This window comes from Lachnospiraceae bacterium, assembly GCA_022794035.1.
In the GTDB taxonomy this organism is placed as follows: domain Bacteria; phylum Bacillota; class Clostridia; order Lachnospirales; family Bianqueaceae; genus CALWPV01.
The window spans coordinates 1-21,300 of the sequence record JAAWDX010000013.1 but is presented as its reverse complement, the minus strand read 5'-3'; the positions used below and the strand labels follow the sequence as shown (position 1 = coordinate 21,300).

17 protein-coding genes and 1 pseudogene are annotated in these 21,300 nt (G+C 48.6%); 8 read left to right on the top strand and 10 right to left on the bottom strand.

Going from position 1 to position 21,300, the window contains the following annotated elements; genetic code table 11:
- Positions 1 to 22 precede the first annotated feature (22 nt).
- The 10 genes and pseudogenes from HFE64_10265 to erm form a co-directional block, all read right to left on the bottom strand.
- On the bottom strand, positions 23 to 553 hold the full coding sequence (locus HFE64_10265; protein ID MCI8633846.1) for a GNAT family N-acetyltransferase: 531 nt from the start codon (positions 551 to 553) through the stop codon (positions 23 to 25).
- 39 nt (positions 554 to 592) lie between these two features.
- Complete coding sequence (locus tag HFE64_10260; protein MCI8633845.1) at positions 593 to 1,264, bottom strand: HAD family hydrolase; 672 nt, start codon at positions 1,262 to 1,264, stop codon at positions 593 to 595.
- A gap of 212 nt (positions 1,265 to 1,476) precedes the next feature.
- Positions 1,477 to 1,635, bottom strand: a complete 159-nt coding sequence (locus HFE64_10255; protein ID MCI8633844.1) for a hypothetical protein — start codon at positions 1,633 to 1,635, stop codon at positions 1,477 to 1,479.
- A gap of 439 nt (positions 1,636 to 2,074) precedes the next feature.
- A pseudogene (tnpA, locus tag HFE64_10250) lies at positions 2,075 to 2,545 on the bottom strand (IS200/IS605 family transposase).
- A 240-nt stretch (positions 2,546 to 2,785) separates the two neighbouring features.
- Positions 2,786 to 3,811: a hypothetical protein gene (locus tag HFE64_10245; GenBank protein ID MCI8633843.1), complete on the bottom strand. Its 1,026-nt coding sequence runs from the start codon at positions 3,809 to 3,811 to the stop codon at positions 2,786 to 2,788.
- 300 nt (positions 3,812 to 4,111) lie between these two features.
- Positions 4,112 to 5,944 (bottom strand): ABC transporter ATP-binding protein, encoded by a 1,833-nt coding sequence (locus HFE64_10240; GenBank protein ID MCI8633842.1) that lies wholly within the window; start codon positions 5,942 to 5,944, stop codon positions 4,112 to 4,114.
- A complete protein-coding gene (locus HFE64_10235) occupies positions 5,941 to 7,746 on the bottom strand; it encodes an ABC transporter ATP-binding protein (GenBank protein ID MCI8633841.1) in 1,806 nt (601 codons plus the stop codon). The genes HFE64_10240 and HFE64_10235 overlap by 4 nt, the downstream gene beginning before the upstream one ends.
- A gap of 102 nt (positions 7,747 to 7,848) precedes the next feature.
- Positions 7,849 to 8,979 (bottom strand): GHKL domain-containing protein, encoded by a 1,131-nt coding sequence (locus HFE64_10230; GenBank protein MCI8633840.1) that lies wholly within the window; start codon positions 8,977 to 8,979, stop codon positions 7,849 to 7,851.
- Positions 8,976 to 9,692, bottom strand: a complete 717-nt coding sequence (locus tag HFE64_10225) for a response regulator transcription factor (GenBank protein ID MCI8633839.1) — start codon at positions 9,690 to 9,692, stop codon at positions 8,976 to 8,978. Before HFE64_10225 ends, HFE64_10230 begins: the two co-directional genes overlap by 4 nt.
- A gap of 84 nt (positions 9,693 to 9,776) precedes the next feature.
- Positions 9,777 to 10,544 carry a 23S ribosomal RNA methyltransferase Erm gene (erm, locus tag HFE64_10220; protein ID MCI8633838.1) on the bottom strand — a complete coding sequence of 256 codons (768 nt, stop codon included), beginning with the start codon at positions 10,542 to 10,544 and terminating at the stop codon, positions 9,777 to 9,779.
- Positions 10,545 to 10,981: 437 nt separating this feature from the next.
- On the opposite strand from erm, the gene HFE64_10215 reads away from it, so the two are divergent.
- The 8 genes from HFE64_10215 to HFE64_10180 all read left to right on the top strand — a co-directional run bounded on the left by HFE64_10215 (position 10,982) and on the right by HFE64_10180 (position 20,891).
- Positions 10,982 to 13,054 (top strand): extracellular solute-binding protein, encoded by a 2,073-nt coding sequence (locus tag HFE64_10215; GenBank protein ID MCI8633837.1) that lies wholly within the window; start codon positions 10,982 to 10,984, stop codon positions 13,052 to 13,054.
- Positions 13,055 to 13,065: 11 nt separating this feature from the next.
- Positions 13,066 to 13,626 (top strand): hypothetical protein, encoded by a 561-nt coding sequence (locus tag HFE64_10210; protein MCI8633836.1) that lies wholly within the window; start codon positions 13,066 to 13,068, stop codon positions 13,624 to 13,626.
- A 74-nt stretch (positions 13,627 to 13,700) separates the two neighbouring features.
- Positions 13,701 to 14,312, top strand: coding sequence for a hypothetical protein (locus HFE64_10205; GenBank protein MCI8633835.1), 612 nt, complete (start codon positions 13,701 to 13,703; stop codon positions 14,310 to 14,312).
- A gap of 209 nt (positions 14,313 to 14,521) precedes the next feature.
- Positions 14,522 to 16,681, top strand: coding sequence for an anaerobic ribonucleoside-triphosphate reductase (gene nrdD / locus HFE64_10200; protein MCI8633834.1), 2,160 nt, complete (start codon positions 14,522 to 14,524; stop codon positions 16,679 to 16,681).
- 12 nt (positions 16,682 to 16,693) lie between these two features.
- Positions 16,694 to 17,221, top strand: coding sequence for an anaerobic ribonucleoside-triphosphate reductase activating protein (gene nrdG, locus HFE64_10195; GenBank protein MCI8633833.1), 528 nt, complete (start codon positions 16,694 to 16,696; stop codon positions 17,219 to 17,221).
- A gap of 302 nt (positions 17,222 to 17,523) precedes the next feature.
- Positions 17,524 to 17,685 (top strand): hypothetical protein, encoded by a 162-nt coding sequence (locus tag HFE64_10190; protein MCI8633832.1) that lies wholly within the window; start codon positions 17,524 to 17,526, stop codon positions 17,683 to 17,685.
- Positions 17,686 to 17,799: 114 nt separating this feature from the next.
- A complete protein-coding gene (locus tag HFE64_10185) occupies positions 17,800 to 20,439 on the top strand; it encodes a valine--tRNA ligase (GenBank protein MCI8633831.1) in 2,640 nt (879 codons plus the stop codon).
- 14 nt (positions 20,440 to 20,453) lie between these two features.
- Positions 20,454 to 20,891 (top strand): hypothetical protein, encoded by a 438-nt coding sequence (locus HFE64_10180; protein MCI8633830.1) that lies wholly within the window; start codon positions 20,454 to 20,456, stop codon positions 20,889 to 20,891.
- Positions 20,892 to 21,300 lie beyond the last annotated feature (409 nt).

The window sequence follows — 21,300 nt, the reverse complement described above, 5'->3', positions numbered from 1 at the left end:
GATAACTCCTTTGATAGATTTATTATATATCTTTTTGATAGCTATAAAATCGGTACAGTAGCGCTGCTTCGTCATTTATATCCTGATATAATCGCTGCGCTGTTAGTAAGAATCCTGCTTTTTCTATAGCTTTCCATGAAGGGGTATTGTCTTCTCTAATGGTGGCAATCAATTCATCCTGCGCATATTGCGTTAGAAAATTCTGTGCATATGCTTGGATTGCTTCCGCGGCATAGCCGTGATTTCTGTATTGTGCTCCGATAAAATACGTAATGCCAACTTTTTCAAGATCTTTATAATAGGAGCATCCAACGGAACCGATTACCTCATGAGTTTCTTTGAGCTCTATGGCATAGGCTAGATAATCGGCAGTTGGATTGTTATCGTCTGCAAGATGCCGCGCTTCGATAATCCATTCGTTTATCCAGCTGCCGCATTCTGCATCAAAGCCAATATCTTCGTGGAGGCTGCCATCTGACGCCATGTTAGAAAAGGGAGCTGCATCTGTTATTTCTATATCTCTGATGATCAATCTATCTGTTTGTATAAACATAAATCGTAAATTCTCTTTCTTGAATTTTGTATAGGCCTATCATAGCTTTGCTAATACATCCAGGGGATGCTCTGCTGTGAGGAAGCCCGGTATGCTGTCACGCTTGTGAGGAAGCTGGTTTGTGTACCATTTCGCCTGCAGTGCGGTCATTCCGGCGGCTTTAGCGCCCTGCAGCTCGTGGCTGCCTCCGTCTCCTACAAATAGGCATTCATTAGTAGAGACTTTGAGCAGTTTGGCCGCTTCCATATAGATGTGGATATCCGGCTTTTGCATTTTGATTTCACAGGAGAGAAGTATCGGATCAAAATAGGGAGCAAGCCTGCTTTGTCGAATCCTGTTTACTTCCTCGGCAGAGCAGTTGCTGACAATCGCTAAGGGAAGCCTGGCGGCCTTTAGATGCTCTAAGAGCTGATAGACGGCTGGATGAACATAATCAAAGCATGCCGATTTGGTTACTACTCTTTTTTCGGTCATGGCAGCGAGGAGGGAGTCTTCAATTGGTTTTTCGCATTTTTCGCATACAAATCGGAGCGAATCAGTAAAGCTTATGGCTCCTAAATAGCGGTCCTCTTCCTTTTCATCCCAGTACCTGTTGAACTTGTCCGATTCAATGCCCAGATCGGAGCTCATTTCGCTTTTAGTGTATTTTTTGTGGCCCCACTCGGTAATCAAGGTTTCAAATAAGTCGAAGATAACGGCTTTATAGATCATTACTTTTCTCCTTGTTATATATGGTAGTCATATGTATATTCTAATATAAAAAAGGCGGCTGTTCAAGCTTTTTGATAGGCGGATGATAGAGGATTTGCATGTTTGCATGTCGGTCGTGCTGTTGTTATGGCCGCGACCAGCCCAAGACCCATCCGCATCCAGCCAAAGCAACAAAGCAGAGGCAGCCCAAGTCCCCTTGAGCTGCCTCATTTTCATCCCTCACTATTTAGTTCATAATACTGTGCCTGCGCGTTCCACATGCTGGCATACAGGCTGCCATCCTGCGCCAGCAGGGCGCTGTGGCTGCCTCTTTCAGCCAGTTGGCCCTTTTCAAAGACCAGAATATCCTCGCAGAAGCGGCAACTGCTCATGCGATGCGAGCAGCGGTCTTCATCAGAGCCGTCAAAAGCACAGTTATGATTAAAAACAGGATAATATTTGCGCTCATAATTGTGCCGGCCTTCTGAGGATGAGCCTCGTCAAGTTTCCTGCCCAGTAGGATAGTAGTGCTCATTACAAAACAGATGACAAGCTGTATCTGTAGAGACAGTCGCTACGTCGGACGCGGTAACATAGCGTCCTACCACCAGCATATTGACAGCGTCATACATGTTTTGCAGCAGAGCAACTAAAATGGGCAGAGAGAATTGGAGCAGAGGGGAAAGATCTTGCCATGGGTAAAGTTTTGAGTTTTCGATATGATCCAGCCTTCTGCTTGAAAAGTCATAACCTCCGGCTAAGCCGGAGGCTTGAGTAAGCCCTAGAAGGGCATCTTACAGGCCACACCTCTAAAGGGGTGTTTTATTTAGCCTACTTTGTCTTGCTACCTGTAAACGGGTCTATATATTCTTGTATACTCATCTGATCTGCCATTTGATCTTCTTGCAATTGGTTTCTTATGTATTCCGCTATTTGTTTTTTATTGCGTCCTACAGTGTCCACATAGTGTCCTCTTGCCCCAAAATGGCGATTTCCATATTTATATTTCAAATTTGCGTGTCTGTCGAAAATCATAAGACTACTCTTACCTTTTAGAAATCCCATTATTTGTGCTACACTATATTTAGGTGGTATTTCTATGAGCATATGTATATGATCGGGACACGCTTCTGCTTCTATTATATTTACATCTTTTTGCTCACATAATTTCCTCAAGATTTTTCCTATGTCTGTTTATATCTCTTTGTATATTGCTTGTCTACGATATTTGGGGGCAAATACAATATGGTATTGACATCTCCACTTAGTATGTTCTAAACTATTTATGTCCTTCTCTTTCATGGTTAGGACCTCCTTGATATATTTTGTTGGGTTGGCGAACCTCAACTTCAATATATCAAGGAGTTTTTATTCTGCCCATAGCTAAAGCTTTTTATCCACTGGCAGAGCCAGTGGATTTACTACCATTAAAAACCGGATAAGAGGCAGACATTTCAGTCAGCATCTTATCCGGTTATCCTTTATCTGGCAAGAATCATCCTAGATAGAAAATTTCTTTATAATTCTTAACAGAATAATAGATTATTGTCCAAAAGACAGTGTTCTATAAGACATGAATTTATTATATAACCATTCATCAATTCGTATACAATCAGCGTAATCAACTCCTTTACCCCTGTTAATACCAATAACTGTATACCCTGTGTCAGAATAATATTTTTGTAAAGGACCGCCACTTACGCCGCCAGAAGAAGCCCAGTTTCCAACTAAAGTGCGTGGCAATGACTCGCTAATAATACCGATACTATAAAACATTCTATCGCTACCGTTGGCGGGGTAGCCAACAGAAGTAGCAGTTTCTCCGTTATACGAATCAGTTTGCCAGCGTAGCCCTAACCAGCCAGTTTTGTTACCAAAATTACTTCTAACTCTGATAATTCCCCAGTCATCCTGATTATTATAGGATTCTTTCCATTCTCCGCCACATACTAGCTGATATGAATTATCAGATCCAAATGGTTGAAGTGTTTTACCGTTCATTGCAGGAATTGCTGTTACTATATGTGCCCAACCGCCTAAATCATCATTATAAATACAGTGTCCAGAGATGGCTATACTATTTGGCCCAATCATAAAACCAGTACCTACATAGACTTGTTCACTTTTATTTCCGACGATAAGGAGTTTTACGGTACTACTGTACCTTGGAACAAGTGTATCTGTTATTGCAACACGATCTCCCATTGTATAATCATTGATTGAAAAAGAAATTTTTTCAACAGTAGAAGAAGGATGGCATTCGTAGGCGGAGATTTCATTTGCATTTTCAATGGATTTTTCTATTTCGAAATTTTCGAAACTTTCTTCACCTGTTTCGACATCATATACATAACAACCATTATGATTAAAATTGGACTGTACAGATAAATCTGTCTTTTCTGGTGCAGAAATAGGAAGTGCATTTTCTAAAAGCTTTTGTAATTCCTCATCTGTATATACATAACTGCATTCATCTGTTTCAGTCGTTTCTTCATTTGAAGCAGAAACAGAATAGGAATAAAAACAAAATAAACATAAAAGGATTAAAGGTAGTAATCTCTTTTTCATAATATAGTCTCCTTTCAAAAAGCATTTATTTAAATCTTATCATATAATTGTTAAAATTTCAATATATTTATAATAGAAAATTTTATAATTTAACTTATTTATAATATCGGATTCTTTTATATGCTGCTATTGATAATCTGTAATACGTCTAGGGGATGCTCTGCTGTGAGAAAGCTAGGTATGTTGTCATGCTTATGAGGAAGCTGGTTTGTATACCACTTCACCTGCAGCAAGACCCATCCGCATCCAGCTAAAGTAACAAAGCAGAGGCAGCCCAAGTCCCCTTGAGCTGCCTCATTTTCATTCCTCGCTATTTAATTCATAATACTGTGCCTGCGCGTTCCACATGCTGGCATACAGGCTGCCATCCTGCGCCAGCAGAGCGCTGTGGCTGCCTCTTTCAGCCAGCCGGCCATCTTCAAAGACCAGAATGTCCTCACAGAAGCGGCAGCTGCTCATGCGATGTGAAATAAAGATGCTGGTTTTATCCTGCACGAGCGTATCAAAGTGAGAATAGATCTCATATTCACTGATCGGGTCCAGCGCCGCTGTGGGCTCATCCAGAATTACCAAAGGCGCATCCTTGTAAAGTGCGCGCGCAATGGCAAGCTTTTGCAGCTCGCCGCCGCTGAAATTAACGCCCTCCTTGCTGCTGTGTGAAAATAAGGGCGTATCCAGCCCCTGCGGTAGGCGGCGCACGCGGTCCTCCATTTCCACCAGGCGCAGCGCCTGCCAGATGCGCGCTTCATCCGGCGTCTGGCTGGAGGCGATGTTCTCGGCGATTGAATAAGGAAAAAGAGCAAAATCCTGAAATACAATGCCAAACAGATCCAGATACTGGCGGTAATCATACTTGCGGATATCGATCCCATTGAGCGTAATACAGCCCGAGGTGGGCTCATACAGTCGGCACAGGAGCTTGATAAAAGTAGTTTTGCCCGCGCCATTAGGCCCTACCACAGCCATCTTCTGTTTTAAATTCAGCTTGCAGCTGACATGCTTTAAAATCTGCTTTTCCGTACCGGGATAGGCAAAGGATACATCATGAAATTCCAGCTCATATACATGATCGGTACGCTTCTCAACAGGAATATGACCGGTTTCAAACTGATTTTCCAGCTCATAGAAATCAAGCACATAGCTGATGCTGGAAAGGTAAATCATCAGATCCTGATAGGTAGCGGTCAGCTGCAGAAAGCCGGTGCTGAACTGGGAGACTGCGCCGGTATATTGAAGCAGACCGCCGACAGAAATCGCGCCAGAAAGGATTTTCAGGACTGTCAGGCCATAGGCCAAAAGCATTACCAGGGCAGAAAACAGGCTGTCCAAACGGTTCATCTTTTTATCCTGCGGAAAGGTAAGCAGGAAGGTCTCGCAGGCCTCGGTCTGATCCTGACAGAAGCGCTGATACAGCATCGGCGCCATACGCCCCAGCTCAATGGTTTTAAAAGCCTGCGGATTGGCCACCACCGCCCGGTTCAAATAATGAAAAATAATATCGGAGCGGAAGGAGGCTTCCAGATGCTGAGTACGAATCTGCTGATCTTTTTTACGAAAATAGAAATTAGAGAGGATTAGTCCCGTCAGGACCGTTAAAGCAAGCAGCAAGGAAACCGGCCCGGAGGAGAGGATCGCAAACGGGCCGTGCGCCGGCGGCTGCAGGCACAAGTACAGCACCAGTCCAAAAGAAGTCACAATGGTAAACAGATGGGAGATCAGTCTAGTCAGCATGTCCAGCACATTCCCCAGTCCGCCGCGCTGCCGCAGAGCCTCCTGCGCCATCCGCAGAGATTCCAGCGTTTTATAGGTAGAGATGGAAGCATAATCCAGCGTGAGCGCATGCTCATGCATCCAAAGATCCGATAGATAATAGAATTCATTTATATAGCACGAAACCTTCATCTGCAGAAAATCCTGCAAAAGCCCGCCGAAAAATAAAAGCAGCAGCATGGCAGCCGTCAGATAAACAGCCGGCATAAAATTTTGCAGCAGCAGCTCATCGAGAATCCGTGCAGAAAACAGCAGCGAAACAAACGGCATAAGGCCCTGCAGCAGCGCTGCCAGCAGGCAAACCGGCAGAATAGAAGGGTCATGACGGTGAATGATAGAAAAAATTTGCTTTAGTCGTTTCATAAGGCAGGCACCTCCTCCTGATAATAGCTGGCCTGCGTGCGGAACAGATCGGCATATAAGCCGCCTGCACGCAGCAGCTGCTCGTGCGATCCTTCTTCGGCAATGCGTCCGTTTTCCAAGAAAATGATACGGTCACAAAACTGAGTAGAGCTCAGCCGGTGCGAAATAAAGAGAGTCGTTTTGCCCTGCGTCATCTGATGATATTTGGCATACATATCCGCCTCTGCCAGCGGATCCAGCGCCGCAGTAGGCTCATCCAATATCAGTGTGTCCGCAGCCTTATAGAGCGCCCGCGCCAGCATCAGCCGCTGCATTTCTCCGCCGGAAAGCAAAATACCGTTAGGATCAATATCCTGATACAAACGCGTGTGGATATGATTTGGATACGATTTGATTTTATCGGCAAGGCCGGCAGAGCTAAGCGCCTCCCACAGCCTTTCCTCATCCTCCTCGCCGTCAGGCAGGCCGGTCACATTCTCGCTAAGCGGAAAAGCGGCGGAAAAATCATCCTGAAAAACGACCCCCATAGCGCGGTAATAGGCATCAGCCTCGAACTCCTGAATATCAATGCCATCCATCAAAATGCGGCCGGAGGTTGGCTTATAAAGGCCGCAGAGCAGCTTGATCAGCGTGGTTTTGCCCGCGCCGTTAAGGCCTACGAGCGCCAGATTCTCACCCTGCCGGATTGTCAGATTAAAATGCTCAAGCGTAGGCGTATCGCTTTCTGCATAGCAGAAGCTCACATCCTCGAAGGTGAAGCTGTGCGAACCGACCGGTACAGAGCGGCTCCCTGTCAGCACGGCATGGCTGGGCTCCTCCAAATAATTGCGGAAGGAGGTAATAAATTCATTAGTGTCTGAGAGGTCCCAATACCTTTGTACGATGGTCTCAAAATAACCGGTGAATCCGGCGAAAATAGAAAGATACAGTGTAAAGGCAGCCAAATCCAGCCCCTGCGTCACCTGATAAATCAAATACCCATAGCAGGTTAAATCGCGCAGCAGCACAGCCAGACGGCCGATAGACTGAATACCGAAATGCCGCAGATGAGCACGGCTCCGCAGAGAGGACAGTGTCTTAGTATAGCTGTATAATTTGTCACGGAACCAGGCGTCGGTATGATACAGGCGGATATCTTTCGCCGTCTTCGCCTGAATGCATTGGCTTGCCGTAAGCGTATACTGCTGCTCGGTATCATTGCTTTCTTCGATGATGCGGCGCTGAAAGGGCACGTTTTTAGAAATGAAGACCGCCTGAATGCAGGAGCAGGCAAGCAGCACAATAACAAGCAGCGGATGCAGGGAAGCGGTCACTAAAGCGTACAGAATGATGCTCAGCAGCGCGCCTGCAATATCAACAGGACATTGCACTGTTTTTTCAATGCCTTGCTGACTGCCGGAATAGTGCGCCCTACCGGCGGCAACCTTATCCTGATTCGCTTGTTTGGTTTCCAGGTACGAATAGGAAAAGCTCATCAGCTTTTCATACAGAGCGGTATCATGAAGGCGAAAGCTTAAAATAGCGCGGTCGCGGTACGTCCGGGCGAGTGAGGCGATCAGCGTAAGAGAGCCGAGCAGCAGCACAAACCCAAGAATGGTGACAAAAGCGGTTTGGGCGCTGGCGCCCTGTGTTAAAATGCGAATCAATGTACTCGGAAAGAACGCGGCGGCAAAGGGGAGCAGCGCGGTGGCCAGCATGACCAAAACGGCAGGCAGATAATAGCGGCAGCCGGTCTGATGAATGACGCGCCTTGCGCAGTACCAGACGTTTTGCCAGATCGAATACGAGTGGTTATATGTCATGGCGTTAAAACCTCCTTGAATAAGATGAGGCGAGTATAACAAAAAGAGCGCCCGCGCAGCAGTTTTTTGCATGAACTGCATGTGGGGCGCATGAATCGCAGGTTAGGGATTGGGCAGCGTGACCTCAGCGGCGAAAATGCCGGGCTCGTTCTGCAGGTTCAGATACCCTTCGTACTTATCAACCAAGAGCTTTACGCGCAGCATGCCCAGTCCGTGATGGCCGCGCTTGGAGGTGATGTAGTGGCGCTCGTTGAAATTGAGGATTTCCTTGGCTGCATTTTGCACCGAAAGATAGAGCTGCTTTTTATGCACCGTCATATAGACGCGCAAAAAGCGCGCGTCCGGCTCGATCTGCTCGCAGGCCTCGATGGCGTTATCCAGCAGATTGCCCAGCAGTACGCAAAGATCCACATCGGAGAGCGCCAGCTGCTCCGGCAGCTGCGCCGTGCAGTCCACGCGGATCAGCGCCTTTTCCGCCAGGCTCAGCTTGCTGTTCAAAATCGCATCCACCATCAGGTGGCCGCTGCGGATATACTGCTCCACATGGGAAAGATCGGCGTCCAGCTCCTCCAGATAGGCCTGCGCCTGCGGCAGCTGCCCCAGCGCCAGATAGGCCTTGATGCTCTGAATGTGGCTGTGATAATCATGCCGCCAGCCGCGCATATTGAGGTACATCTGCTTGATCTCATCATATTGCTGCGTCAGCACCCGCTGCTGAAACGCCCGCGTGCTGCGTTCAAAATTGGCCTGATAGCCATGGCGCGTCAGCTCCAGCGCGGTCAGCAGCAGAAGCAGCAGAGCGCCCCGCAGGGGCAAGGAAAGGGGCAGCAGCGCCAAAACAGTTAAAAGCAGCAGCTTGATATAGGAAACCGGCTGCTTCAGCTCGCGCCGGTAGACGGCGAGTACGAGGCAGAGCAGCGCCGGCAGCAAAAGCACGGTGCCGGTCAGGAGCAGAAGCAGGCTGCCGAGCCAAAGGACCGTCAGATAGGGCCATTGATGCAAAAGGCCCTCTTCATCATAAAAAAGATCAAAGCCAAACAAAAGAAGGCCAAGGATGCACCAGCCGATATAGGGGGCAGCTGAATATAGCACAGAAAGCAGGCCGCCGGAAGCGGCCGCCAAGAAAAGCAATAAAAAGAAAATGGCATTTTTAAGCTTTCCCGGATGAACCGAGCCGATGGCAAAAAGAAGATAGACGGCAAGAGCCGTAATAAAAAACAGAGAAAATATCATGATTGCATGTTTCGGTAATAGGCCATATAGGCGAGACTTAGCGGCTCAAAGCGGCCGCGGGCAACAGGGATATGATAATCGGGCTCGAGGATCACTTCTTTTTTGTGCAGCGAGGCGGCATGCGCCAGATGGATCAGATAGCAGCGGTGGCAGCGGTGGAAGCGGCCGGGAAACTGCTCTGCCAGCTGCGCTTCAAAATAGCTGAGCACATGCGGACTTTCGATGCTCTGCTGCGTGCAGACGATACGGGTATTATGCCCGGCACTTTCAAGATATATAATATCAGAAAGAGGAACGCGCTCCGTGATGCCGTCATGATCGATGAGCACCGAGGGCGGAACGCGCTGCGCTTTGACCCGGTCTAGCAGCGCAAAAAGCGCTTCATCAGAAACCGGCTTGAGCAGATAGGCCAGCGCGCTTACCTCGTAGCCCTGCAGGACAAAATCGGGAGTAGCAGTGATGAGCGCCAGCGTAAGAGAGTCCCGGCTCTGCCGCAGCTTCTGCGCCAGCTGCATGCCGGAGAGGCCGGGCATCTGGATGTCGAGCAGCAGCAGATCAATCTGCTTATCGGTCTCATAGGCAAAGAGAAAGCTTTCGGCACTGGCAAAGCTCAAAAGCTCCACTGCCTCGCCGCAGCCTTGCCCCCAGCGCCGGCACTGCGCCTGCAGCAGGCTTAGCTGCAGAGGCTGATCGTCACAGATAGCGATACGCATGCGGATTCCTCCTTTTTAATTTCATTAAACGCATTATAGCAGATTCTGCCTGCGGATGCCAGCCGTAGGATAAAAACAATGGTTTTACTTTTGCTTGCGGTAATACCGAAATAAGCAAAGCCACTGAACATAAAGCGTGATGCCGCTTTCATGAGCGAAAGGAAGACCTGCCAGATGAAGAGCTGTGCGCACCTGCCTCGGAGTGAGCAGCCCTTTTTTTGAGCAAAGTCCATAGCGCATAGAATGCGCAATAAAACGCTGATAAGCAGCATATTCGCTGGCCGACAGGTCGGGCTTTTCTTTGCGAGAAAAATGCAGCAAAACGGAGTCCACGGCAGGTGAGGGATGAAAGTCCTCTCTGCGAAAATGATATAAAATTTTCATCTGCCACTGTGGCTTTAATAAAAGGGATTTCTGCGTCTCTTTAGATAGACCGGCAAAACGCTTGGCCGCTCCTTTTTCCATGATCAGCCATATTTCCGCAGGGGGATTCGGTGCGCCGGTCAGCTTATCGATGATCTGGGTCGTGAGATTATAGGGGATATTAGCAAAAACCTTGTAGGCACCGCGGGTCGGCAGGCGGTAGGTTAAAAAATCGCCTTGAATGAGCTTGATATTATGATGAGAAGCTAATTTTTTCTGTGAATAGCAAAATAGCCTTTGATCAAGCTCTATGGAATAAACAGTGCCGGCCTTTTGGGCCAGGATTTCAGTTAAATGTCCTTTGCCTGTGCCGATTTCAAGTACAGTATCGTCTTTATTGATGGTACTGAGAGATACAATGCGGTTAAGAAGATAGCGGCTGGTAATAAAATTCTGTGAATGATGAATACAGCTAGATGTTTTTTGCATGCTTTGCCTCCTGATTTATTTTATAGAATTCAAAATAAAGGCAAAAAAAGCAGGCCATACCCATGGGTTGAGTATGCCTGCACATGCAACAAAATAAGACAAAATAAGACGATGGTCTTAGCATAGACGCATGTCTTTAGAGGTTGTCAGCTCTGTGTATTCGCACGCAAAAAAGACCTCAAGCATCATGAGATGGTTTATCTGCTTTTATTGCCCCTGGATGCGAATGCGAATTACACAAATACCCACTTACAAATCCTCCTTCGATATTTTAATTAAGTATAGCATAAGGAAGGGCGGTTGGCAAGAGAGTAACAAGGGTAAAAGATAGACAAAACAAATAAAAATATATTGATATTATATAAATATATGGTATAATTAAACAAAAACAAGTTGTGGGGAAAAGTGTGATGAAGAGAAAAAATATAATTATTAGCATGATTTTAATTCTCTCGTTTTTGTTAATGGGATGTGGGAGAGAAAAAGAAGAAGAGATAAATATAGAAGCAAGTAATGAAAATGAAAATGCTCTAGTTGTCTATGTTGTGGGCAATGAAGTGATGACAAATTATGGTGAAAGCTATTATCAGACGCGGTATTCGATCGGGGAATTTTTGTCACATGCCCTGCTCTGGGGAGAGGAAGGGTATATGTATTATGATGCCATAGAGGAATTTAAAAAGACGAGTTCGCTGCCTGTTGAAATCACCTTTTTTTCTACGACAGCTGCTCTTCTGCAGCAGGTACAGGAGGAAAAGGAGAGCGGAAAGAGAGGGCCGGATGTAGTCATTGGTTCGTATACGTCGGAGGATTACTGCCTGTATCCTTATATGGAGCAGGGGATGTTTGCAGACTTAATGCCCTATTTTGAACAGGATGAAATTTATACAGGAGAGGAGTATTTTTCCGCTGTACTGCGGAGCGGTCTTGTGCAGGGCAAACAGTACATCTTTCCGCTAACCTTTAATATGAACATACTGATGTCCTCCAAGGAGTCTTTGCAGCAGCATGACCTGCCGCTAACGGGAGAAGAAACCTATCATGAAATGGTCACTAAGTTTACTGATCTGTGGAATGAGCAGCGGGATGAAAGTGAGATGCTGATGCTGCAGTTTTCTAATATGTGGAATGATTATGCATATGTGCTGTTTGATGCCGCCAGCGGGGTTTCTTTGCTTGACTATGAGACCGGAGAGGCAAAGCTGGAATTTGATTATTTTAGCCGGCTGGCCGAGCTGTATAAGGCCTATCTCATCAATGATTACGGAATGTCACAGGATGAACTAAAGCAAATGGCAAGCGAGAATCAGGGCTTTTTAAATGAAAGGTTTTCCCGGTACGGGAAAATTAATAATTTAGCAGTTTCAGAGATGTTGGATGCTTTTGAAGAGTTTCATGATCAGACGGGGTGTTTTGCGGAGGGAGGCAATTCCAGTTATTTCATGCATTCTTTTGCCGCGCAGAGCGGATATTATGAATCGCGCTATTCAGATCGAAATGAAGAATTTGTTTTAGTTGGGATCCCGGCAAGGGAAAATGCCCAGGGGTACACGGCCCAGGTAACAAGCTGGGGGGCTGTTGTCAAGGACGCCCCCAATGAAGAGGCTGGATATCAGCTGATTAAATGCTTGGCGGATACCAAGAGGTTTATGCATTTTGATATAAGCGTTAACCGCAGTACTACGAATGAAATGCTGGATGATCTGTGTGAAACGCAGTATGAATTCTATCCGATGATGGGCAATTTCCCGCCGGATCGCGTGCCGGAGGGAGAGAATTGGCTTGGCGATGCTTATACGATTAAACCAATGACAAGTGAGACGAGAGGGAAGCTGGAAGACATACTGTCACATATCGACAAGGCGCTGCTTCCGGAGTGGCAGCTGCACTGCTGCATGACAAGGGAGATAGAGGAATATATTTTTGGACAGACAGACTCGCTTGAAACGGCGTACCAGCAGGCGCTTGAGGAAATCGGCAGGTGTCTTGACGCAGGCGGTGCGGAGGAAAATGAGAACGAGAGTCATAGCGAAGGACAAAGCAGTGAGGTAGAAAGAGCGATTCCGATAAATATGCCCAGAGATCTATCAGCAAAAGAAATGATTGCCCGCTGCATGGAGGTTGAATTCCCGGAGGTGAATATTGAAGACTGGGAGATCACCGACTGGGGCTATGAGCTGCTGGAGCAGCTGCCGGAGATAAAACCGTATGTAAAAGAATGCTATGCAATTGGAAAGCAGAATGGAGAGGGGCCGGATATTCTGATACTCTGCTTTGTATATAATGAAGAGGATGATTCGCAAGGACACCCGTTAGGCAATCAGATGAGCAGTGTGCTGAAAAAGGAAATAACGACTATAGCAGAAGGCAAAGAAATAACACAGGCCCATGCGATGAATCCGGATAAGATATTCTATTTTGTAGCAACAGAAGGGTATCGGTTTAGAACATGGGTTGGAGGAGGCTTTTCAGGCGGCGGCGATCTCAAAAGGATGCCGATGCCAGATTAAGGAGAGTTGCTATGAGAAAAAGTATTTTAATCAGTCTATTATGTATCAGTATGCTTTGCAGCTTGCCGGGATGCCAGCAAGAGCCGCCGGCAGATGCTCAGAGCGGCAGGGACACGGAGAGCAGCGCACTGTGGGACCGGGAAATTATTCCGGTTGATCTTTCTGTTAAAGAAAGGGTAGTAGAGGTCCTGCGCTGGGAGTTTCCTAAGGTGGATCCGGAAGCATATGATGTGACGGAATGGGCGCAGGAATTTCTGAATGAGATTTCGGAGGTGGCGCCATATATGACGGACTGCTATGCCGTGGGCAAAACCGATGGCGATATGAGGCCACTTTTAGTAGGATGTTTTGATTATGAATATAAGGATGATGCCACAAGTAGGAAAATGGAGAAAGCAATCTTAGAAAAATTGAAGGCCTTGGCAGAAGGGTCACACCTTAACCCTATGCTGAGCGATGATGGAGAAAGTATGTTTTTTGCGGTTGCATCCGGCGGGCATCATTCAAACCTTTTTATCTATCAGGCATGGGTTCAAAACGGCTGGTTTGCGGATTCTGAGGAATCTAAATAAAAGATATACTTTATTTTCTCTGTATTGTTTAGTATAATAAAACAGAACAAAGTAAACGATACATAGGTGAGAAAATGCGAATAAAAAAATGGATGACCCTCCTGTGCACAGCACTTTTGCTCCTGACAGGATGCGGCGGCTATTCGGATGCCAGCGTGGATGTTCCGGGTAACTGGGCGAGCTATCAGGTGGGGGATTTGGAGTTTCGGTTTGCTGCCGGATGGAAGAGCAGCAGCTGGGATCCGCTGCAGACGGATATGGATTCACAGGTGCAGGTCGTGGGCAGCAGCAACAATCTGGCAATTTTTGGCCGGCTGACCTCTCCGGCGGCTGATAAAGGCACGGTGAATTATGTTGATTTTGGCTATTGGGACACCGGGCGCGAATTTGCCAATGAAGAGCTGGAAAACATCATGAAGGAGCTGGATGAGCTGGTAGTTCCAATCAAGAAGTTGGGGCTGAGCTCAGACGATGTACAGAGCAGCCGCATTCGGATTTATGGCGATGAGGTGACGGCGCTCACGCTGGCCTATCAGGTGGAAAAGGAGCAGGTAAGCTGCGTCGTGCAGGCAGCGCTGGTGCCGCATGGCAGCAGAGTATATTTGATTAGCTATGCAGATTTTTCTACAGGGAAAGATGACAGTACGCTGGAGCGATTGCTGTCGTCTTTGAGGTTTGTGAATTAGAGTAAAATAGAGAGCAAAAAAATTTTTTAGCGGTGGTCAAGGCATTGGCCGCCGCTTATTTTGCCGCTTAGCGGCGGGTTGTGAGGGCCGCGGGGGATAAAAATCAACCAAGAAGATAGTTGACAAGAAATGCCATATCTGCTATAGTCTATAACTAGCGAACACAATATATAGTGGTCTGCATGAGAGAGAGGCAAAGGAGAAGGCAAATGAAGATTTTAAAAAGAAACGGTTCTGAGGTTGACTTTAATATCGATAAAATTATCAAGGCGATCAGCAAGGCGAATGCGGCGGTAGAGGCTTCGGCGCAGATGACGCCGGTGCAGATCGAGCGGATCGCGGAGAGTGTGGTGCTGTCCTGTGAGCGGCTGGGGCGTTCGCCGAGTGTGGAGGAAGTACAGGATATGGTGGAGCACCAGATCATGGCGCAGGGGGCCTTTGAGGTGGCTAAGGCATATATTACCTATCGCTACACGAGAGCGTTGGTGCGCCAGTCTAATACGACGGATGACAAGATTCTCAGCCTGATTGAGTGCAACAATGAAGAGGCGAAGCAGGAGAATTCAAATAAAAACCCGGTGGTTAATTCCACGCAGCGCGATTATATGGCGGGCGAGGTGTCCCGGGATATTACGAACCGTATTTTGTTGCCGCAGGATATCGTGGAGGCGCATAATGAGGGTATTATTCATTTTCATGATACCGATTATTATGCACAGCATATGCATAACTGCGATCTGGTGAATCTGGAGGATATGCTGCAGAACGGCACGGTGATCACGGGTACGCTGATCGAGCGGCCGCATAGTTTTTCTACGGCGTGCAACATTGCTACGCAGATCATTGCGCAGGTGGCTTCCAATCAATACGGCGGCCAGTCGATTTCGCTGGCGCATTTGGCGCCCTTTGTGCAGGTGAGCCGCGAGAAGATTCACCGCGATCTGGAGCGTGAGACCAAAAATATCGGGCTGACGCTTTCGGAGGAGGAGCTGGAGAAGCTTACCGAGACGCGTTTGCGCGAGGAGGTGCGCCGCGGCGTGCAGACGATCCAGTATCAGGTGGTGACGCTGCTGACGACGAATGGGCAGGCTCCGTTTGTGACGGTGTTTATGTATCTGAACGAGGCCAAAAGCGAGCAGGAGAAGAAGGATCTGGCCATGATCATCGAGGAGGTCCTGGAGCAGCGCCATCAGGGCGTAAAGAATGAGCAGGGCGTGTGGGTGACGCCGGCCTTTCCGAAGCTGATTTATGTGCTGGAGGAGGATAATGTGCATGAGAATGCGCCGTATTATTATCTGACGAAGCTGGCGGCCAAATGCACGGCTAAGCGCCTGGTGCCGGATTACATATCCGAAAAGAAGATGAAGGAGCTCAAGGAGGGCAATTGCTTCCCGGTAATGGGCTGCCGCAGTGCGCTTTCTCCGTGGAAGAATGAAAAGGGAGAGTATCAGTTCTATGGCCGCTTTAATCAGGGGGTTGTCACGCTGAATCTGGTGGATGTGGCGCTTTCCTCCGGCGGCAATATGGATAAATTCTGGCAGATCTTTGATGAGCGTCTGGATCTTTGCTACCGGGCACTGATGTGCCGTCACGAGCGTTTAAAGGGTACGCTTTCTGATGCAGCGCCCATTCTGTGGCAGTACGGCGCCTGCGCCCGCCTGCAGAAGGGTGAGCCGATCGATAAGCTGCTGTATGGCGGCTATTCCACGATTTCGCTTGGCTATGCCGGACTGTGCGAGTGCGTGCGCTATATGACCGGCAAGTCGCATACCGATCCATCTGCCACGCCGTTTGCGCTGGATGTGATGAAGCATATGAACGAGGCCTGCGACAGATGGAAGGAAGAGACCACGATTGGCTTTGGCATCTACGGCACGCCGCTCGAGTCCACGACCTACAAATTTGCTAAGTGCCTGCAGCGCCGCTTCGGGATCATTCCGGGCGTGACGGACAAGGGCTATATCACCAATAGCTATCATGTGCATGTGACCGAGGATATTGACGCCTTTGAAAAGCTGCGTTTTGAGTCGCAGTTCCAGGCGCTTTCCACCGGCGGAGCCATCAGCTATGTCGAGGTGCCCAACATGCAGAATAATCTGGAAGCTGTGCTGCAGCTGATCAAGTTTATTTATGATAATATCATGTATGCAGAGCTTAACACCAAGAGCGATTATTGTCAGGAATGCGGCTGGGACGGCGAAATTGAAATCCGCGAGCAGGATGGTAAGCTCGTCTGGACTTGCCCGCGCTGCGGGAACCAGGACCAGGACAAGATGAATGTGGCCCGGCGTACCTGCGGCTATATTGGCACGCAGTTCTGGAATCAGGGTCGTACGCAGGAGATTAAGGAACGTGTGATGCACCTGTAAGGGGGATCTGCGATGTATTATGGGAATATTAAAAACTGCGATATTGCGAATGGCATTGGCGTGCGCGTGACGCTGTTTGTGTCGGGTTGTACCAATCGCTGCAAGAACTGCTTTCAGCCGGAGACATGGGATTTTTGCTATGGTCAGCCGTTCACGGAGGAGACGGAGCAGCAGCTGATTTCGATGCTTTCAGCGGAGTATATTAACGGGCTGACGCTGCTGGGGGGCGAGCCGATGGAGCCGCAGAACCAGCGCGGTCTCTTGCCGTTTCTAAAGCGGGTGCGGCGTGAGCTGCCGGATAAGACGATTTGGGCGTATTCGGGCTTTACGCTGGAGGAGCTCCGGCGCGAGGGGGCGCATGCGCACTGCGAAGTCACAGAGGAGCTGCTGGGGCTGCTGGATGTACTGGTGGACGGCCGGTTTGTGGAGGAGCTGAAGGATATTTCGCTGCGCTTTAGGGGCTCGTCCAATCAGCGGCTGATCGATATGAAAAAGACGCTGGCGGCTGCGCCGGGCGAAGTTGTGCTCTGGAGTGAATAAAAGGGTGGAGACCCTGAGAGGTCCGTCCCTTTGGCACAGGTTTGTAAGTTGGCAAGTTTGAATTTGACGAATTCAACGTATCAAAGCATGGTTTTGTACGTAATTTATCACATATAGCAAATGGATAACGTATCTTCCAAGTAAAGGAAAGCAATTTAAAACAGCAGCAGGGAAAGCACTGCCCGGTATGCAGGATGAGCTGCGGCGTCCCATGATGCTGCTTGTCAGGGCAAAAAAATAAAAGCTTGACAAAGCGCATTCCCTGCGCTATGATAAAACACAACTTAAAACACAAGACTGTGATGAAGAGGAGTACATCCGGACAGGCAGCAGAGAAGGAAATTCACCGGCTGAAAGATTTCCCGGCCAAACGCAGGATGGAAGGTAGCTTCGGAGTCATCAAGGCGAAAGACTCGGTCATTTTTCCCGCCGCGCGCGGGCGCGAAAATAGACGGGGCGACTAGCTTTGGTCGGGTCATTCCGTTACGGATGAAGAGAACAAATTAAGGTGGTACCGCGGTTTTCGCCCTTAGCAGGCGAAGACCGCTTTTTTATTTGACGGCATACAGGAGGAGATTATGAAAAATTTACCGACAACCTATGATCCGCATCAGATCGAGGGGCGGCTCTACGAGAAATGGGAGAGCAAGAAGTATTTTCATGCAGAGGTGGATGAGACGCGTAAGCCTTTTACGATTGTGATTCCGCCGCCAAACATCACGGGGCAGCTGCACATGGGGCATGCGCTGGATAATACGCTGCAGGATATTTTGATTCGCTGGAAAAGAATGCAGGGCTATAATGTGCTGTGGCAGCCGGGGACGGATCATGCCAGCATTGCTACCGAGGTTAAGGTCATTCAGAAGCTGGCGGAACAGGGCATCAATAAGGCAGATTTGGGGCGCGAGGGCTTTTTGAAGGAGGCCTGGGCCTGGAAGGAGACTTATAATGACCGTATTATCAGCCAGCTGAAAAAGATGGGTGCGTCCTGTGACTGGGACCGTGCGCGGTTTACGATGGATGAAGGGCTGTCCAAGGCGGTGCTGGATGTATTTATTCGTTTGTATGAGCAGGGGCTGATCTATAAGGGCAAGCGCATTATCAACTGGTGCCCGCAGTGCCAGACCTCGATTTCAGATGCCGAGACACTGCACGAGGAGCAGGCGGGACACTTCTGGCATCTGCGCTATCCGTATGCGGATGGCAGCGGCTATATTGAGGTGGCCACGACCCGTCCGGAGACGATGCTGGGCGATACGGCGGTGGCTGTGCATCCGAGCGATCCGCGCTACACCGACAAGGTGGGTAAAATGGTCATTCTGCCGCTGGTGAATAAAGAGATTCCGGTGATTGCGGATGCCTATGTGGATAAGGAATTTGGAACCGGTGCGGTTAAGATTACGCCGGCGCATGACCCGAACGACTTTGAGGTAGGACAGCGCCATAATCTGGAGCAGATTAACGTGCTTACCGATGATGGGCATATGAATGAGCTGTGCGGCAAATATGCCGGCATGGATCGCTATGAGGCGCGTAAGGCGATGGTGAAGGATCTGGAGGAGCAGGGCTATCTGGTGCGCATTGAGGATCATACGCATAATGTAGGCACGCATGACCGCTGTGGCTGCACGATTGAGCCCATGATCAAGCCGCAGTGGTTCGTGGCCATGGATAAATTGAGAAAGCCGGCCATCGAAGCGCTGAAAAAGGGCGATTTCCGCTTTGTGCCGGAGCGCTTCGACAAGATGTACCTGAACTGGATGGAGAACCTGCATGACTGGTGCATCAGCCGTCAGCTGTGGTGGGGACACCGGATCCCGGCCTATTATTGTGAGGAGTGCGGGCATATGGTGGTGCAGAAGACGGCGCCCACAGGGGCCTGTGAGAAATGCGGCTGCACGCATTGGCAGCAGGATGAGGACACGCTGGACACGTGGTTCAGCTCAGCTCTGTGGCCGTTTTCCACGCTTGGCTGGCCGGATGAGACGCCGGAGCTCAAATATTTCTACCCGACCGACGTGCTGGTAACCGGCTATGATATCATCACCTTCTGGGTATCGCGTATGGTCTTTTCCGCTTTGGAGTACACCGGCGAGGTGCCGTTTAAGGATGTGCTCATTCACGGTCTGGTGCGTGATGAAAACGGCGTAAAGATGAGCAAGAGCCTGGGCAACGGCATCGATCCGCTCGAGGTCATCGATCAGTACGGTGCAGACGCGCTGCGGCTGATGCTGGTGACGGGCAATGCCGCCGGAAATGATATGCGTTTCTATTGGTCGAAAGTGGAGGCCTCCCGCAATTTTGCCAACAAGATCTGGAATGCCTCCCGCTTCATCCTGATGAATATGGATGAGGAGCTTCCGCAGGCCATGGCGCCAGAAGAGCTTTTGGCAGCTGATCGCTGGATTCTGTCTAAGGTCAACAATCTGGCCAAGGAAGTGACCGACAATATGAACCGGTACGAGCTGGGTATTGTGAGCGATAAGCTGACGACGTTCCTGTGGGAGGAATTCTGCGACTGGTATATTGAAATGGTGAAATCCCGCCTTTACGCAGAGCATGATCAGAGCCGCACGGCGGCATTATGGACGCTGAAAACCGTTCTGGTCACGGGTCTCAAGATGCTGCATCCGTTTATGCCGTTTATCACGGAGGAGATCTATTCGTACTTGTGCCCGGAAGAGGAGACGATCATGTTCAGCGAGTGGCCCGCCTATGATGAGGCTATGCATTTTCCGGAAGAGGAGGATGAGGTGGAGCGCATGAAGGAAGCCATTCGCGGCATCCGTAACGTGCGGTCTCAGATGAACGTGCCTCCCAAGCAGAAGGCACAGGTGATTGTAGTATCGGAGCAGGAGAGGGTGCTGGACATTTTCCGCCGTGGCGGCAGCTTTTTGGCGCCGCTGGCCTTTGCTACCGAGGTAAGCGTGCAGGCAGACCGTACAGGCATACCGGAGAGCGCTGTGACGATTCCGATCCGCGAGGCGGTGATCTGCATTCCGCTGGATCAGCTGGTGGACCTTGAGAAGGAGCGCGAGCGCTTAACCAAGGAGCGGCAGCGCCTTGAGGGCGAGATTGCGCGCGTGGAGAAGAAGCTGAGCAATCAGGGCTTTATCAGCAAGGCGCCGGCCAGCGTGGTGGAAGAGGAAAAGGCGAAGGGCAATAAGTACCGTTCGCTACTGGAGCAGGTGGAAACCAGCCTGAAGAATTTGGGATAAGGCGGTGATAAGGTATGGGGTATCTTGATCAGAGGGACTTGGAACGATACCTTGAAAATCTGGAACGATGCGATGGCAGGGTTCATGTGTTGATGTTCAGGCTTCGTTCGGAAGATAGAGATGAAGGCTGTGATGTGGAATATACAAGAAATGTGAATGAAGTGCTGCTTCAGATGCAAAAGCGGCGATATGAGATATTGGATATTAAGTTTCATTCAACAATGCGGCCAGATGAGCGTAAGGATCAAATTTATACGTTGATAACGTATCGTTCACCAATGGCCGATGTGGATGTAGAGCCTAATCTGGATATGAATAATGGTAAAGCGACCTTGTTTGAAAAAAGTACTTCTTCTTCTGTTTCGACAAGCGGACAATGGAAGTGTAGTGCGTGTGGAGCCATGAATTCATCTTCAAGGAAATCGTGCTTGAAATGTGGTGCGATGAAGTAAAAGGATATATTCTCTTCTTATTGATAAGGAAGGAATGGTCTTAAAATAATACCCACTGAAAAACGGAGTTGTTTTCAGTGGGTATTTTAAAATGGGCAAGTACTTCGGCTGATGTTGCTTTTGTTGTGTATCCCGCGCCGGATCGGTATAGCTATATGTGGTGTTTTGGCTTAGCTTTTTTATAAAAGATAGCGGAAGTTGAAATTAAATATTGGATAGTCTATGAGAGCCCTTTTATGTATTATACTGACGTACATGGAGGACGGAATAAACACTGGAAAAACAAAAAACCGCCTATACAAGCGGTTTTCATGAAAAATCGGAATGACAGGATTCGAACCTGTCTAAAAAGCTCTGTATGCCGCTAAATAAGCGGATTTGATTTTGATTTGGTCACTGTTTGGTCACT

What these genes read in the sequence shown, in the direction of transcription:
- HFE64_10235 (MCI8633841.1), bottom strand. Translation starts at nt 7,746, where the DNA reads ATGACATATAACCACTCGTATTCGATCTGGCAAAACGTCTGGTACTGC.
- HFE64_10205 (MCI8633835.1), top strand. Translation starts at nt 13,701, where the DNA reads ATGCGAATAAAAAAATGGATGACCCTCCTGTGCACAGCACTTTTGCTC.
- HFE64_10185 (MCI8633831.1), top strand. Translation starts at nt 17,800, where the DNA reads ATGAAAAATTTACCGACAACCTATGATCCGCATCAGATCGAGGGGCGG.
- nrdG (MCI8633833.1), top strand. Translation starts at nt 16,694, where the DNA reads ATGTATTATGGGAATATTAAAAACTGCGATATTGCGAATGGCATTGGC.
- HFE64_10225 (MCI8633839.1), bottom strand. Translation starts at nt 9,692, where the DNA reads ATGCGTATCGCTATCTGTGACGATCAGCCTCTGCAGCTAAGCCTGCTG.
- HFE64_10255 (MCI8633844.1), bottom strand. Translation starts at nt 1,635, where the DNA reads ATGAGCAGTTGCCGCTTCTGCGAGGATATTCTGGTCTTTGAAAAGGGC.
- HFE64_10215 (MCI8633837.1), top strand. Translation starts at nt 10,982, where the DNA reads ATGATTTTAATTCTCTCGTTTTTGTTAATGGGATGTGGGAGAGAAAAA.
- HFE64_10245 (MCI8633843.1), bottom strand. Translation starts at nt 3,811, where the DNA reads ATGAAAAAGAGATTACTACCTTTAATCCTTTTATGTTTATTTTGTTTT.
- HFE64_10240 (MCI8633842.1), bottom strand. Translation starts at nt 5,944, where the DNA reads ATGAAACGACTAAAGCAAATTTTTTCTATCATTCACCGTCATGACCCT.
- HFE64_10230 (MCI8633840.1), bottom strand. Translation starts at nt 8,979, where the DNA reads ATGATATTTTCTCTGTTTTTTATTACGGCTCTTGCCGTCTATCTTCTT.
- HFE64_10210 (MCI8633836.1), top strand. Translation starts at nt 13,066, where the DNA reads ATGAGAAAAAGTATTTTAATCAGTCTATTATGTATCAGTATGCTTTGC.
- HFE64_10190 (MCI8633832.1), top strand. Translation starts at nt 17,524, where the DNA reads ATGAAGAGGAGTACATCCGGACAGGCAGCAGAGAAGGAAATTCACCGG.
- HFE64_10265 (MCI8633846.1), bottom strand. Translation starts at nt 553, where the DNA reads ATGTTTATACAAACAGATAGATTGATCATCAGAGATATAGAAATAACA.
- HFE64_10180 (MCI8633830.1), top strand. Translation starts at nt 20,454, where the DNA reads ATGGGGTATCTTGATCAGAGGGACTTGGAACGATACCTTGAAAATCTG.
- erm (MCI8633838.1), bottom strand. Translation starts at nt 10,544, where the DNA reads ATGCAAAAAACATCTAGCTGTATTCATCATTCACAGAATTTTATTACC.
- nrdD (MCI8633834.1), top strand. Translation starts at nt 14,522, where the DNA reads ATGAAGATTTTAAAAAGAAACGGTTCTGAGGTTGACTTTAATATCGAT.
- HFE64_10260 (MCI8633845.1), bottom strand. Translation starts at nt 1,264, where the DNA reads ATGATCTATAAAGCCGTTATCTTCGACTTATTTGAAACCTTGATTACC.